At 45.2% G+C, this 14,871-nt stretch carries 11 protein-coding genes and 2 pseudogenes; 4 read left to right on the forward strand and 9 right to left on the reverse strand.

From position 1 onward, the window contains the following. Positions 1-557: 557 nt before the first annotated feature. From QMG91_RS18300 to QMG91_RS18315, 4 genes and pseudogenes are all read left to right on the forward strand, one after another. Entirely contained in the window at positions 558-5,114 is a 4,557-nt protein-coding gene (locus QMG91_RS18300) for an nSTAND1 domain-containing NTPase (RefSeq protein ID WP_281828092.1), read from the forward strand. Positions 5,115-5,607: 493 nt separating this feature from the next. Then, a complete protein-coding gene (locus tag QMG91_RS18305; RefSeq protein WP_281828093.1) occupies positions 5,608-5,799 on the forward strand; it encodes a helix-turn-helix transcriptional regulator in 192 nt (63 codons plus the stop codon). Between the two features lie 12 nt (positions 5,800-5,811). Beyond that, positions 5,812-6,234, forward strand: a pseudogene (locus tag QMG91_RS28955) (DUF927 domain-containing protein); the annotation flags it as partial. A 283-nt stretch (positions 6,235-6,517) separates the two neighbouring features. Then, a complete protein-coding gene (locus tag QMG91_RS18315; protein WP_281828095.1) occupies positions 6,518-6,853 on the forward strand; it encodes a helix-turn-helix domain-containing protein in 336 nt (111 codons plus the stop codon). A gap of 19 nt (positions 6,854-6,872) precedes the next feature. Here the strand turns inward: QMG91_RS18315 and QMG91_RS18320 are convergent. The 9 genes and pseudogenes from QMG91_RS18320 to QMG91_RS18360 form a co-directional block, all read right to left on the reverse strand. Beyond that, positions 6,873-8,055, reverse strand: a pseudogene (locus tag QMG91_RS18320) (site-specific integrase). A 170-nt stretch (positions 8,056-8,225) separates the two neighbouring features. Then, positions 8,226-9,587, reverse strand: a complete 1,362-nt coding sequence (gene mnmE, locus QMG91_RS18325; RefSeq protein ID WP_281828096.1) for a tRNA uridine-5-carboxymethylaminomethyl(34) synthesis GTPase MnmE — start codon at positions 9,585-9,587, stop codon at positions 8,226-8,228. 115 nt (positions 9,588-9,702) lie between these two features. After that, positions 9,703-11,331 (reverse strand): membrane protein insertase YidC, encoded by a 1,629-nt coding sequence (gene yidC, locus QMG91_RS18330; RefSeq protein WP_200766408.1) that lies wholly within the window; start codon positions 11,329-11,331, stop codon positions 9,703-9,705. Positions 11,332-11,333: 2 nt separating this feature from the next. Then, entirely contained in the window at positions 11,334-11,591 is a 258-nt protein-coding gene (gene yidD, locus QMG91_RS18335; RefSeq protein ID WP_004400212.1) for a membrane protein insertion efficiency factor YidD, read from the reverse strand. After that, the gene (gene rnpA, locus QMG91_RS18340) at positions 11,558-11,881 is read right to left on the reverse strand and encodes a ribonuclease P protein component (RefSeq protein WP_022591081.1); all 324 of its coding nucleotides are present in this window, start codon (positions 11,879-11,881) and stop codon (positions 11,558-11,560) included. The genes yidD and rnpA overlap by 34 nt, the downstream gene beginning before the upstream one ends. Before the next feature lie 45 nt (positions 11,882-11,926). Continuing rightward, positions 11,927-12,064: a 50S ribosomal protein L34 gene (rpmH, locus tag QMG91_RS18345; RefSeq protein WP_004400210.1), complete on the reverse strand. Its 138-nt coding sequence runs from the start codon at positions 12,062-12,064 to the stop codon at positions 11,927-11,929. Between the two features lie 220 nt (positions 12,065-12,284). Then, positions 12,285-13,022 carry an amino acid ABC transporter ATP-binding protein gene (locus QMG91_RS18350; protein ID WP_004400208.1) on the reverse strand — a complete coding sequence of 246 codons (738 nt, stop codon included), beginning with the start codon at positions 13,020-13,022 and terminating at the stop codon, positions 12,285-12,287. Next, a complete protein-coding gene (locus QMG91_RS18355; protein ID WP_004400207.1) occupies positions 13,019-13,690 on the reverse strand; it encodes an amino acid ABC transporter permease in 672 nt (223 codons plus the stop codon). Before QMG91_RS18355 ends, QMG91_RS18350 begins: the two co-directional genes overlap by 4 nt. Positions 13,691-13,782: 92 nt before the next feature. Then, positions 13,783-14,538, reverse strand: a complete 756-nt coding sequence (locus QMG91_RS18360; RefSeq protein ID WP_004400206.1) for an amino acid ABC transporter substrate-binding protein — start codon at positions 14,536-14,538, stop codon at positions 13,783-13,785. Between the last annotated feature and the right edge of the window lie 333 nt (positions 14,539-14,871).

Here is a 14,871-nt window from a genome sequence, read left to right on the forward strand (position 1 = left end):
ATTCCATAATCTGTTGAAAATCAGACTTAAGGACTTTTAGCAACATATCGCTTCATTATACGGTATTTTGGCAGGTATTTACCCTCATTTCAGATTGATTGAAATGAGGGTAGTTGAATATAAAAAGGCTATTTTCCGATGCAGAAAGTGAAGTTTCCCATAGTAGCTGGCCTCGCGCGACGTCTTGGGGACCAAATTGCAATTTATGGTCAAATACTAACTTCCCAAGATTACTTCCATCATAGATCAGGATGGGAAAAGTGGGAATGGTGGGAAATGGCTTTCAACTTTCATTGGTGCTGGGATGCAGAGAGTCGTAGTCCGATTATTGTGGGATGTTGATGGGCTTTTTTGCTGATGACTTGGATGGCTTTTACATGTGAATCCCAGGTTAACAGTTCAACCCTTAAAATACTGATATTCTCCCTGTAGTGTTCAGTAATCATCGTAAGATCAGTATCATAATGAAAACAGGAATTCTTGGTCTCCTGTCAGTCATTAAAGATAATCATGCAAGGCTGAGGAGCGTGGTAAGTGATGCGTAGGAAGTTATTAATATGTCAACAATGGTTAGTCAGGAGTTTATTGAGCCATCGGATATTGAGCAGGAAATAGCTAGGCAACAACAGACTAGTGTTATCGAAGTTGGAGCTCAATCTCTGCCTTATCAAAATTTAGACCCAGCGCAGTTCGAATGCTTACTTTGGGATCTTTTTCGAAGCGGTTTTGAAACAGATCTTGGGCATGACTATACGCGACTGATGCTCACAGGTGCAGATCAGGGGCGCGATGTATGGATGACCTCGCGCGAAATCCCGGTCGGCTTAGTACAGTGCAAACGCTATAGCGAGAAGATTACCCTAAAAGAAACAATAAAAGAGATCGTTAAGTTTCTTCTTTACGCAGACCTGAATAGGAAATTGTTACCAAAACCCGACTGTTTCACTTATTACTTAGCTCTTAGTAGTGACCCAACGGGTGAGGTTGATGAATTTTTCAACACGCCAAGTTCATGGCTCAGAGATAACCCTGAAGAAATCGAAACAACAGCCAAAGCTGTTATTGCTAAGTATGCTTCTCTAAAGATGGTTGATCTAAGCTGTGTAATGTTAACTCTACGAGAGCGATTTCAAGCATTGAACTATAGGTTGTTAAGGCCTCATGAACTGGATAGAGCTCTTAGTATCCATACAGATGTAAGAGAGCGGCACTTTAGGATTCCGGTTCATTCACTGCAACTGTCCAGAGCTCCGTTTTCTGGTAATACTACCGCTGTGCCAAACGACTTGGCTCAAGCTAGCCGACAGCTTGCCTGTTGGCAAAAGACTATTGAAAACCGATTTATAGAACGACCTGAGCTACAAGATTTGCTTCAGCTGGTTCATTCAAATGAGAGTAGTTGTCATATTCTGACTGGCGTATCAGGCAGTGGGAAATCGTCACTACTATCTGCTCTTTATGAACGCTTACCTGACGACGATTTTTCTGTTCTGGCAATTAAAGCGGATGAGTTAGATGCCAAGGTTAACGATCTAACTGAGCTGGCAGAAAGTCTCAAACTAAGTGGAAATCTTACCAATACTTTGCTTGGGGCTTCACAAACCAAACCAGTGGTATTGCTAATTGATCAAATGGATGCAGTTAGTGAGGTCATGGATCAAAGCTCAAACCGTTTTAGAGTGCTTGTAGACCTGGTTGTTTCTCTAAAAAGTCGGTTTGAGAGCATTAAGTTAAGTGGCAAAAAGCCAGTTCATATCATCGTGACTTCTCGCCCCTTTGAGGCTAGTTTTGATACTCGTTTTACTCAGTTGGAAGCAAAGCATATTGAACTGCCATTGCCTGAAAAGGCAGCTGTTGAAGCACTTTTAACTGACTTGGGGATAGAAATATCATCGATCCCGCCATCTATGTATCCAGCAATTCAAGTTCCTTTCGCTTTAAATCTGTATGTAAGCCTTATTAAGGCTGGGGAACAGCCTGGCCAAGTTACGTCAAAGAACTTGTTACAGCGATGGCTGGATAAGAAACTGACAGACAGAGCAAGTCGAGCTGAACAGATGCTTTTTTTAAAGCGTCTGGCTCAGGATATGGTGAGTAACGAAGTACTCAGGCGTCCTGTTGATGCTTACCAGTTTGAGAGCGGCCACGTTATTGCAGCGCTTGAGGCGGCTGGTATTTTGGTGCGGTATGATAAGAATATAGGCTTTAGCCACCAAGCCTGGCTTGATGATTTTCAGGCTCAGAGTTTTAGTAATTCAGATGATTTGTGTAGTTTCGTCTACCAAAAACAAGATGGTCTTTTTTCTAGAAGCACGATTTTGCGAGGACTTGAATCTTTGAGGGAAAGAGATCCTATGGGGTATCAGTCCACTCTTGACTCATTAATCTTCGGTGGTCGATCACGACGTCATATCCTTCACCTGCTAGTAGATATCCTGGCAATTTCACCAACCCCAAGTGCATCCGACGCTGAACGAGTTCTTCGATTGATTAATGATGACGTAGTTTTAGCTAAAAGAGCAATATCTAAAGTAGCGGCAAACTGGAGCAATTGGCGAGATCATTTGATAGCTAGCATACCAGAGATAATGGAAGAAGCTGAATATAGTAGTCACGTGGTGGAATGGTTGATCGCTGAGTCTAAACACGATGAAGAGCATGTCATATCACTACTTAACAGGCTTTGGTTTGAGCCAACTTATGATGAGATGGTCCTCAATGTATTATGGCGATCCTCGGCAAACTCAGAGGCCGCTTTGCGGCTTGTTGAGCAGTTAATATCCAGAAATAATGTTGATTCCTCCTATGTAGAAAGATATCTATCTGATTTATGTAAAAAAGGTCACGGCAAGCCAGCGTTGACTATTCTTGTTGCTTGGTTGAGCTCGGTCGATGACAAAACAGCATTAGAACAACATATCTACGGCTTCGAGAAACTTGCTAGAAAGTATTCTCTGGAATGTATCGAAGCGATATTGCCATGGGTAGTACAGCTAATAGAAAAAGAAAATAGCAGCGCAAAACTTGGTTACACTTACCGTCGTACAATCAGGTCTGTCATTGAGTGGAATGAACAGTCTGATAATAGCTACCTTTTAGGTGGTCTTCGTCTTGCGATAGCTGTTTCAGCCAAAAATACTCCAAACGAGTTGCTTCAGTTAATCAGGCCATACATGGCCGTTGATATTGATGATGTACAGGTCATTGTTGCATCAGCTCTATTGTCTAATGGCAAACATTATGCGCAGGACATATATGACTATCTGCTTGGTGACCGTTGTCGCTTGCAGTTAGGTTCTGGTTACTTCAAAGATGAAGATAATGTCGGTTATACATTTAATGGCAGTGTTACCCTGGAACTTATAGAAGAAGCGGTCTCATTTTGGAATGATAAGCAAGTTGCTGGCATTAGAGATGCTATTGAGCAGTTCAGTTCGCATCAGCCAAGTGCCGATTATCCTGCTGATAGGAAGTTAAGGTGCATGCATTACAGCGAGGATTACCGACTGGCATTACTTTCGAGGTTGCCATCAAAAGCTTTGTCTCCGAGAAGAAATAGACAGGTATCAGAAAGATATATAAGACGAGAACCTGCTATTGGTGAGCGTTCTAGAGGAGTTGGCATGGCTTCTGTCGTTAGGTCACCAATGTCCGCAGAACAGATGGGGAAAGCCCGTAAAGAAGATATATTAAATTTGCTCAATGAGATAACTGATCAGCATGAGTCTCATGGTATAGGACGGCGTTGGCTTTCTGGTGGAGTAATTGAGTTATCTAGAGCTTTCGGTTCGTATGCTGCCAACAACCCTGAGCAGGCAATAGAGCTTATTACGGATGAGTTCCGTAAGGGTTTACACGAATATGCGGCCTCAGAGGCAATTGAGAATTTAGCTAAGTCAGAAGTTGTAGATCCAAAAGAAGTAGTGAATCTTATCATCCAACTCAATCTGCGTGGATTTAACTCGAAAGAGTGGATAACCGGAGTTGCTAGAGCACTCCAGGAAATAGCAGGACGAGAAAATGGACTAGATGATCAGTATATTCAAATACTTTTGGGGTACTTAAATTCAAACTTAGATACAGGGTCCGAATTTGAGGGTGATCGTACGGATGCTGAACCAGGACAGGCACTGCTTTTTGGTCATGATAATGGCTTTCGTGAAGTTCCTGCTGGAAATTACACCATCATGTCTGCCATACACCATGGTTTGCTTTATCGCCAGCCCCCGAACTGCGATGCTTGGGCTGATGTTTTATTGCAGTTTTTGAATACATCACAAGACTCTGAAACTTGGAAATGTTTACTGCTGTTTCAATTTCACCATTTACGTTGGGCTAGTCAAGATAAGTGTAATAAGTTGGTTCATCGACTAGTTGATGAACATGCCCATGTATTTTCGTTACCAACAACAGCTATGACAATCTGGGAATTAGCGGATGTATTACTGCCTGAAATACTGCTAAAAATTGTTAGATACTGGCTATCTTCGAAATCATCAGCCTTGATCCAAGTTGCTGGAGAGTTTATTACAGGGCAATTGATCATTGGTAACGAGAATAATGAGCTGCATCAGATTTGGAACCAGCATTTCGGTCTAAAAGAACCTCATTTCATGCGTGGTATTATCCATGCAGCATGCTTTGGTTGGCATGAAGTGGGAAAAGTTCGAGGCGATTCCCACAAAATGCTTATGGCGTGCCTTCAGGGTGACACAAAGGAGCTAGTCACCGCTTTAAACAGTTTGTTTCCATATGGCAAGCAGATACCAAATGATGAACTGACTTATGAGGTGGTAGATTGGCTTGCTAGTCATCCTGAGGCTGTATCTGAGTTAAACAGGCGCAGTTTGATTAGCAACTTGGTCAAAATTAACTTTTCTCCTAAACTTCAGCTCTCAATACTTGATCTTGCTAAGAACTTAGTAATATCGCAGCAGAAAGCAAATCCAGAGCGCCAACATTTTGAACACAGCAAAGAGTTGGTTCAGCTCGCAGTTACTTTACAGAGAGGAGCGGGAGCTATAAAAGAAGGAGCAATAACCTTGTACGAAACCTTATTGGACGCAGGTAACTATCAGGCAGAAAAAGCAGCGCAAGAAGCTTTGAGGTTATAGATCTACTTAAGCTTACTAGAGTGTTTGCAAAGGAGGTGTACCGTTTTCGTTAAATCGGTACAGTTCGGTAACGTGCTTGTGATTAAAAGTTATTTTATAACAATATTTTACATTGATTGGTCAGTTTAACTGTACCGTTTTAGGTGTACCAGACAAAAGCGGTACACATGGTTGTTCTATCCGTTCAAAGCTTCATATTTTGCTACTTTCACATGTGAAAGTGAGTCTCTAATCACTATGCGTTAACCATGGTGAACAGCTTAACGCATTAGCAGGTTACTTAACGCATAGCGCTTTGTGGCTTGATGAATAACGCTGAAGTAACGCCTAATCACATTATCGCATCATTATCTGCTTCTGTAATTCTAAACCATGAATTCGACAGGCTTCTTTTCAGGTGAAACTGCCCAAAATGGGCCTGAGCACCGCGCGCCTTTGCGTTGCTCACCCTGCAAACTACTTCTTGATTATTCATTAGCTATCAGGAGTAGTTATGACCGCACAAAAACAATCAAATCAGCTATTAAGCTATCAAGAAGTTTGTCAGTTAACTCAGCTGTCTCAGGCAACCATTCGCCGTTATGTGAAAAATGGTTCTTTTCCTTATCCAGTGAATTTATCGCCTAGTGCTCGAAGTGTGAGATTTCGCCTTGAAGACGTGCAGAAGTGGCTTTTGAGCCTGTGATAGGGAGGTCATATGAAGTTTCGTCATCACCATGATCAACTACAGTATTTCTGCCGTGAGCGAGGTTGGCGTTCGTTGAGCTCTTCGGTCTAGGTTCTTGCTAGAACGCGTTCACCAGATCGGAAGTCAGGGTTCAGTGCTTGCATTGAAATTATCAATATGGACAGGCAGACGATCCGAATGATAGTACCTGCCAGAAAGATCATGGGAGGGACCAACTATCAGTTAAGAGATGAATTGTTCGATACCGGTTTTTGGCCGGAGCCTGAGCAAACTGCATGGAATATGGTCCAGCGCTATTTGCGGGAAGAGCTCAAAGCGGCAGAAACGACCTTTTGTGTCACAAGAACAGGTTGGCATGACAAGGTGTTCGTCACTCCGGAGAAAAGTTTCGGACGGTCAGATGAGTCTTACTACTTTTCTGGTGGTATGGCTTATCCACAAACAAGAGTTTGTTAAGCAGCTACGACTGCGGCGTCAATACAAGAGTCAATTGAGCCCCTTGATTCACAAAAGGTGGTTTGAAACCAATGAAGATCGTAGAGGAACACTTCGGATTATCGAGAAGAAAAACGGTAGTGAATTTGATCATCGTTTTTTCGCTTTCTGGTCGGAAAAGATCCTCTCCGAATTGAAGGAGATGGGTATCGATGAATAGAGTTCTTCCCAGTTTTCCCACTCTTCCCAGAGACATTCCAATGGGCGAGGAGGTGATACGATGACAACTAACGAGCAAGTTCTTCTTCAATCCATTCTAGCCAAAATAGATCGTGTTGAGCGCGCTGTTCTGGAGCAGCGTTTGCAGCAACAAAAGGTGGAGCTCCTTGGAAAGGACATTCTAACCGTTGATGAATGTGCAGTACTACTCGGTTCGTCTACAAATCAGTTGTACAAGCTGACTAGCTCAGCGGAAATACCATTTTTCAAGCTTGGTAAGCATCTTCGATTTGAGCGCCAAGCCATCATGAGCTGGGTAGAGCAGCAGCGTGTTTCATCTCATTATGAGATCGAAAAAAGGGCAGCAAACTATGTCGCCACCACTTCTCGTAAGTAATACTTTCATAGCAGCGACCTTAGGCCGCTGAATCCTTTCCAGAAGCAAAAATATCAGGGAATGTCAGCATGACTTCCATCCTGCGTTGTTCAATGATGTCAGCGTAGATCTCGGTTGTCTTGAGTTCGCTATGACCGAGCAGCCGTGAAACCGAGTAAATATCTACACCTCTGCTCAATTGGATCACGGCAAAGGTATGGCGGCCACTGTGGAATGTAACGTGTTTACTGATCCCAGCAGCCAGGCTCCACCTAAGTAATTCAACGTTCATGTACGAAGAGTACTTTAATCCCTTGAATACGCGCTCGTGAGAAGCTTTAGGGCTACCCAGAAGAGTTTCAGCTGACTTTGCGTATATCTAAATACTGAAGGCTCTTAGCATCGCCGTGAGAGAGCTTGCTCTGGTCGAAGATAATTCGTTTGTGCTCTTGAAACGTCTCTATTTCTGACCAGGTGAGCTTTTGAATGTCGCACCAACGCATACTTGTTGAGCAGGAGAAAAGAAATGCACGCTTGAGAATTGGGTAGCGATATTCCGTTTGAGCTAGAGAGTTAACCTCATCTAATGTCAGATAAACACGCTGAGTCGTCTTTGCTTTGATGCTGGTTACTTGTGCAAGCGGGTTATCGCGAATAATACCTTCTATATGTGCTTCGTTGATCGCCGCTCGAACTTTATTGAAGTAGGAGCTTTGTGTGTTGCGAGACAGAGGTTCATCACTTTTGGTCTTCGCCTCATTGGTCAGGTAATGCTTAAACCCGTCCAGCCAGTCTTTATCCAGTTCATCAAAGCTGAGGTCGTGCTTGCCGCAATACAGAAGCAGGTGTTTGCGAGCGGAGATCCAGATCGAATGGTTGGAACTTGAGGTGGTCTGTTCTTTGATATCAACTTGTCGTTGAAAGTAGTCAATGAAACTGGCTGTCCGTTTGCTTCGATCTTCAAAACCGTGTTTTTGAAATTGCCACTCAATCAGTCGTTTACTTTTGATAGTTTCGGCGAGAAGCATATGTTCTTTGTTGTGTTGGCGCTGGGTGGGGGTTTTAGGTTTGTCGTGAACGTATACATCTAAGGTTTCGTAGCTGCGCTTGCGTTTGTTTTGGCGTCCACCTTGTGTGTTTGTGGTGTAGCCATGATCGTAAACTAAACGTAGTGATCGTGTACCATCTGTTCTAAGTGTACGTTTTTGAATAGAAATTTTCATTTTGGACTCCATTTGGCCCCCAATCGGCGCTGTAGCATGTCATGGGGTCCAAATGGGGACTAGCTCTGGCAAATAACGGCAGCAGATGGAAACCAACAGCAAATGATGATTAATTAAAATCAGTAGCTTACCAGTTGTTGCTTGCTGTTGTTTTCCGTTATTTGCCCACTTTACTTCCCGATGCAGAAAGAGGAGAAAATGCGCCCCAGTAAGTCATCTGAGCTGAACTCACCAGTAATTTCATTGAGATGCTGTTGGGTAATACGCAGCTCTTCAGCAAGGATTTCGCCAGCCATATAACCTTCCAACTGTTGTTGACCAATATCGAGGTGTTCGGCTGCGCGTTCCAGTGCATCCAGGTGACGGCGGCGTGCCATAAAGCCCCCTTCCGGATTTCCTGAGAAACCCATGATCTCTTTTAAGTGATTACGCAGGGCATCAATACCTTCACCAGTTTTCGCTGAAAGGCGGATCAGTGTTGGCGTGTTCACATGACAGATACCCAGATCTTCTCCGGTTTGATCCGCTTTGTTGCGGATCACCGTCATACCGATGTTGTTTGGTAAGCGATCAACAAAGTCCGGCCAGATATCACGTGGATCCGTTGCTTCGGTCGTGGTGCCATCCACCATAAACAATACGCGGTCAGCTTGCTCTATCTCTTCCCACGCGCGCTCAATGCCAATTTTTTCTACTTCATCTGAAGCATCGCGCAAACCGGCTGTATCTATGATGTGCAGTGGCATGCCATCGATATGAATGTGTTCACGAAGTACATCACGGGTGGTACCCGCAATGTCTGTCACAATGGCGCTCTCTTTGCCTGACAGGGCATTCAGCAGGCTAGATTTCCCCGCATTAGGGCGACCGGCAATCACTACTTTCATGCCTTCGCGCATGATCGCGCCCTGGTTGGCTTCCTGACGCACTGCGGCCAGGTTATCAATGATGGTTTGCAAATCGGCAGCGACTTTGCCGTCTGCCAGAAAGTCGATTTCTTCTTCGGGAAAATCGATAGCGGCTTCGACATAGATTCTTAGGTGAATCAATGATTCCACCAGCGTGTTGATCCGCTTAGAGAACTGACCTTGCAAAGACTGAAGGGCAGACTTCGCCGCTTCTTCTGAGCTGGCATCAATCAAATCGGCAATGGCTTCGGCCTGCGTTAAGTCCATTTTGTCGTTCAAAAACGCACGTTCAGAGAATTCGCCCGGGCGAGCAGGTCGTACACCTGAAATGGTAAGGATTCGCTTAATCAGCATGTCCATCACCACCGGACCACCATGCCCTTGCAGCTCCAGTACGTCTTCACCCGTAAATGAATGTGGGTTAGGGAAGTAGAGTGCGATTCCCTGATCCAGCTCCAGACCATTTTGGTCCGTAAATGGCAGGTACTCAGCGTAGCGCGGTTTTAGCGACTTACCCGTCACCTCTTCTGCGACTTTCGAAGCCAGAGGACCGGAAACTCGAATAATACCTACTCCGCCTCGTCCGGGGGCGGTAGCTTGAGCGACGATGGTGTCGGTTGTCATGACGAATCCTGAAAAGGGCTAAGCCCCATTTACTGAGTGAAAACTTTGTGCGCAATTGTAATAACAGAAATTAAAAAAGGCGACCAAAAGGTCGCCTTTCTTTCATTTCGATTGCTTACTTAGAGTGTAAGCCTTTCTTTTCCAAAGCGCGGTAAATCAGAGATTGTTGAATCACTGTCACTACGTTGGAAACTAGCCAGTATAGAACCAGACCAGATGGGAACCACAGGAAGAAGAAAGTGAACATGATAGGCATCAGGTTCATGATTTTCTGCTGCATTGGGTCCGTGATGGTCGATGGGCTCATCTTCTGGATCATGAACATACTTGCACCCATCAGTACTGGCAGGATGTAGTATGGGTCCTGTGCTGACAGGTCAGTGATCCAACCAAAGAATGGAGAGTGACGAAGCTCAACCGATTCCATTAGCGCCCAGTAAAGTGCGATGAAGATAGGCATCTGAAGAAGGATAGGTAGACAGCCGCCCAGCGGGTTTACTTTCTCTTTCTTGTACAGTTCCATCATCTCCTGGCTCATGCGCTGGCGGTCGTCGCCAATACGCTCACGCATCGCTTGCAGTTTTGGCTGCAACATACGCATTTTAGCCATAGAAGTGTACTGTGCTTTCGTCAGTGGGTACATCGCACCACGAACGATGAACGTCAGAACAATGATCGCCAGACCCCAGTTCACAACCACGCCCTGAATAGCAGACAGCAACCAGTGAAGTGGCTTCGCGATAAACCATAGCCAGCCGTAGTCCACTACCAAATCTAGGTGCGGTGCAACTGCTGCCATGTCGTCTTGCAGTTTAGGACCAACCCAAAGTGTTGATTCAACTGAGCCTGTCGCGCCGTTTGCAATCGTGATATCAGGAATACGAACACCGATATCGCCTTTGTTGCCGATCACGCGAGTATACAGTCGAGTACCAGGCTGTTGCTCTGGGATCCAAGCCGCTGCGAAGTAGTGCTGGATCATCGCTGCCCAACCTTGACCGGTTGTCAGCTCAATGGCTAGGCTGCGGTCTTGCATGTCTTCGAAGCTGTATTTTTTGTAGTTCACGTCTTGCGTTGAGTAAGCACCACCACGGTAAGTCGGCATGGTAATGCTGCCACCATCGTCCATTAGGTCTTGACGAAGATGCGCATACATCGCGAATGTCGCGTTAGTACCGGAGTTGTTCACTACGTCGTATTTCACTTTAACGTCGTAATGACCGCGCTTAAGCACAAATGTTTTCACGTACTGCAAGCCGTTTGCTTCAAACGTCATTGGAATGCTTAATTCATCTTCACCATCGGCCAGCTCAAAGCTGTCTGATGCCACTTGGTAAACAGGGCGGCTGGAACTGCTTAGGTCGACACCCTGAGGACCAACAAGACCACTTTGCGCGATGAAAGTGTGTCCTTGAGAGTTTTTCAACAGCTCAAATGGGTCTGCTGAATCGAATTCTTTCGCGTACTGATTGAGATCAGCTTCAATCACGTCACCACCGAACGTGTCGATAGACAGAGTCAGAACGTCTGTTTTAACTGTCACGATTTGCGCTGAAGGCGTAGCAGATTGAGGAACCGGATCTGCTAGTGGGTCTGCAAAGTCAGGGGCAGGAAGCGTACCGTTAGTTTGTACCTGCTCAGCACTTTGTTGAGGCGCTGGATTCTTTTCAACTTGCCACTGTTGGTACAGCAGGAAAGAAACCAGTGCCAAAGCGAGCAGAAGGATATTACGTTGAGAATCCATCGTTATTTATCTCTGTCTTGTTTTTGGTGTGGTGGAACGGGGTCATATCCCCCATCGCTCAAAGGATGGCATTTTAATAGACGTTTGCCTGATAACCAACACCCTTTTACAAAACCGTGAGCTTTCAACGCTTCAATCGCGTATTGAGAACAGGTTGGTGTAAAACGACACCGTGGTCCGATTAACGGACTAATTACCCATTGGTAGATTTTTATCAGACCAATGGCTAACCACGAGAGGGGCGAGAAAGGCGATGCCATAACTTGTCGAGTAGTTTAAACATTTCTTCATTGCTTAAATCTTGGGCGCTTTTCTTCGCAATCACGACAAAATCTTTGTTGGGAAGCTGATGCTGTGACAGGCGGAAACTTTCTCTAGCCAGACGTTTGAAACGGTTACGACCGACGGCAGTTTTAATCTGCTTTTTAGGGACAGCTAAGCCTAAGCGAGGATGTGAAAGAGAATTCTTTCGGGCAATGATGGTGAAATGTGGTGAGCCAGCTCGGTGAGCTTGCTGGAAGACATGTTGATAATGCTCGGGAGTTAACAAGCGTAACTCCCGATGAAACGCGTACTTGCTCAAAATAACCGAGTATTATTTTGAAAGGCGCGCACGGCCTTTAGCACGACGTGCATTAATTACTTTACGACCGTTCTTAGTCGCCATGCGAGCACGGAAACCGTGAGTACGCTTACGCTTCAGAACTGAAGGTTGAAAAGTGCGTTTAGACATTTGTATTACCTTTACTGATCAGTAGTTTTTAGGTTTATGTTAAACCCGGCGTGGGACTTAACTTTCCTCAAGTTTCTTAATTAAGTGACCTGAGCAAAATCCGACGCCTCTCAACAAAGAGGCGGAATTGTAATCACTGGTTCTATAAGAGTCAATGATTGGTCTAACGAAAATTCCGGTCGACGAATTATACGGATTGTCAGTTAAATCTCAAGGATCCTTAATCGATCCCCACCTGGCTGAGAAACTTTTGTAGTCTTGGATCCTGTGGATTACCAAAGATATCCTGTGGAGAACCTTGTTCTACAATGTTGCCGTCTGCCATGAAGATCACGCGGTCCGCGACTTCTTTGGCAAATTGCATTTCATGTGTCACCACCAGCATGGTCTGTTTTTGCGCCGCCAGCGACTTCATTAAGTTCAGTACTTCGCCCACCCATTCAGGATCCAGCGCAGACGTTGGTTCATCGAACAATAGCAGTTCAGGCTGAAGTGCCATCGCACGTCCAATGCCCACACGCTGTTGTTGTCCACCAGAAAGCGCGGCAGGGTAGCTGTCCCCTTTGTCACCCAGCCCTATGTCATCCAGAATCGACTGAGCGCGCTCCAGCGCCTGTTCTTTCTTCCAGCCGCGAACGGTAATCAAACCTTCTGCAATGTTCTGGCGTGCGGTCATGTGTGCAAATAGAGCGTAGTTCTGGAATACAAACCCTGTTTTGCGGCGCAGTGCCAATACTTCCGCTTTGGTGTGCTTCTCGCTATCGACGGTGATATCGTCAATGCTGATGGTGCCTTTGTTGGCTTCTTCCAGAAAATTCACACAGCGTAGTAGTGTGGATTTCCCCGTACCGCTCGATCCAATGATAACGATGATCTCACCTTGTTGGATGTCGATATCGATGCCCTTTAGAACCTCAGTGTCACCAAAGTACTTGTGAATGTTATTCAGTTTGATCATCGTGCGTACGCCTTATTGAGCTTGAACTCCGCCCAAATCTGAACTCGGGTAAGAATCACCACCACACCCCAGTAAATCAGAGCAACGGCTAAGAATGCTTCGAAGAAACGGAAGCTGGATGATGCTTCCATTTGCGCTTTCGCCATGATTTCTGCCACGCCCAGAGTAAATGCAAGGGACGTTGACTTAATCATGTCGATGAAATAGTTCATCAAAGAAGGCAGTGCCACACGGGTTGCCTGCGGCAGAATAATACGGCGCATTGCCTGAGTGGTCGTCATGCCCACAGATAGGCTGGCTTCCATCTGGCTGCGATCAATACCAATAATGGCGGCACGGATACTCTCTGCCATGTAAGCAGCAAAGTGTAAGGTTAAACCGATAACAGCGGCGCTGAAGGCGTCGATGCCAACCAAAAACGGGAACACCTGAGGTAAGCCGTAATAAAGCAGGAACAGTTGCACCAGTAGCGGCGTGCCACGGAAAAAGCTGATGTAAAGCTGGCTAAGCTGATCCAGCACAGGCACGCGGAATACGCGAATATTGGCCAGAATTACTGCCAGAATCAGGGAGAATAGCAACCCCCAAGTGGCCATAGACATGGTGGTTCCCAGATACTTCAGCAGTATCGGCATCAGTTCCATCATGTAATTAAAGTCAAAACCCATACGATTACCTGTACTTCAAAAATTCGGGTATTGCAGAGACGAGAAAAGGTGGAATCCATATCCACCTTTATCCTTGGTTTGAAAAATCCTGATTATTTAGTGATGTCGTCGCCGAACCACTTCACAGAGATTTCTTTTAGTGTGCCATCTTCACGCATGGATTTCAGTGCAGCATTCACTTCTGCCTGAAGCTTACGACCTGCTTCGTTATCAACGAACGGCCATGCGTTTTGAATGGTTTCAAATGGCTGACCTGCCAGCTCTAGTGGAAGACCCGTCTTCTTGATCAACTCAAGTGCAGAAAGACGGTCCATGATGAAGGCGTCCGCACGACCCAGTGCCACATCGTGTTCGATGCCAGTGTCGTAAGTCTTGATGTTGATTTTGTTGTCTTTGTCGTAGTCGCGTAGCAATTGCTCAAAGTTCGAACCCAGGTTCACAGCAACTGTTTTGCCTGCCAGGTCTTCAACACCTTTGATGTCTTTGTTGCCTTTACGTACGGTGATTTGCGCTCCGTCTACCACATATGGGTCAGCAAACAGGTATTTTGCTTTACGTGCGTCTGTCATGGTGATCTGGTTAGAGATGGTGTCGATGCGACCAGTCTCAAGCAAACCAAACAAACCAGAAAAGTTTGCAGTTACGTATTCTACTTTGTAGTCGTTACGCTTGCCGATTTCATCCCATAGATCCACTTCAAAACCCTGAAGTACGTCTTTTTCAACAAACGTGAATGGGAAGTAGCGTCCAGACATTCCGACTTTAACTTCAGTCGCGGCTTGAACGGTCTGTGCGAAAGAGGCGGTTAGGGCTAGTGCAGCAAGTGTGGACTTAATCCAGTATTTCATTCGATTTCTCCTCATTATTATGGAGGGGAATATTACTGTTAGTTCTGTTACTAGTGAAAATAACAAGTTGTTATTACACATAACCAAGTTTCTTAAAATAAACGACCTGTTAACATTTGATCTTGGGGATAAACCGCTATTGATCGCCATTTTGTGGGTGATCATGTGGGTAATATTGGGGAAAAGTGTGCGGATCACTCGAATTAGGGACAAAAAATTGTGAATAACTTAGATCTTATTCACTGGATCTGCGATCATTTACTAGCGATCTGAGCAACAGAGCGCTAGAATTACCAACCTTTTCCAAAGAATGATTATAAGAGTGAGGGCAAC

This window comes from Vibrio nigripulchritudo (genome assembly GCF_027924785.1).
GTDB classification, from domain to species: Bacteria; Pseudomonadota; Gammaproteobacteria; order Enterobacterales; family Vibrionaceae; genus Vibrio; species Vibrio nigripulchritudo.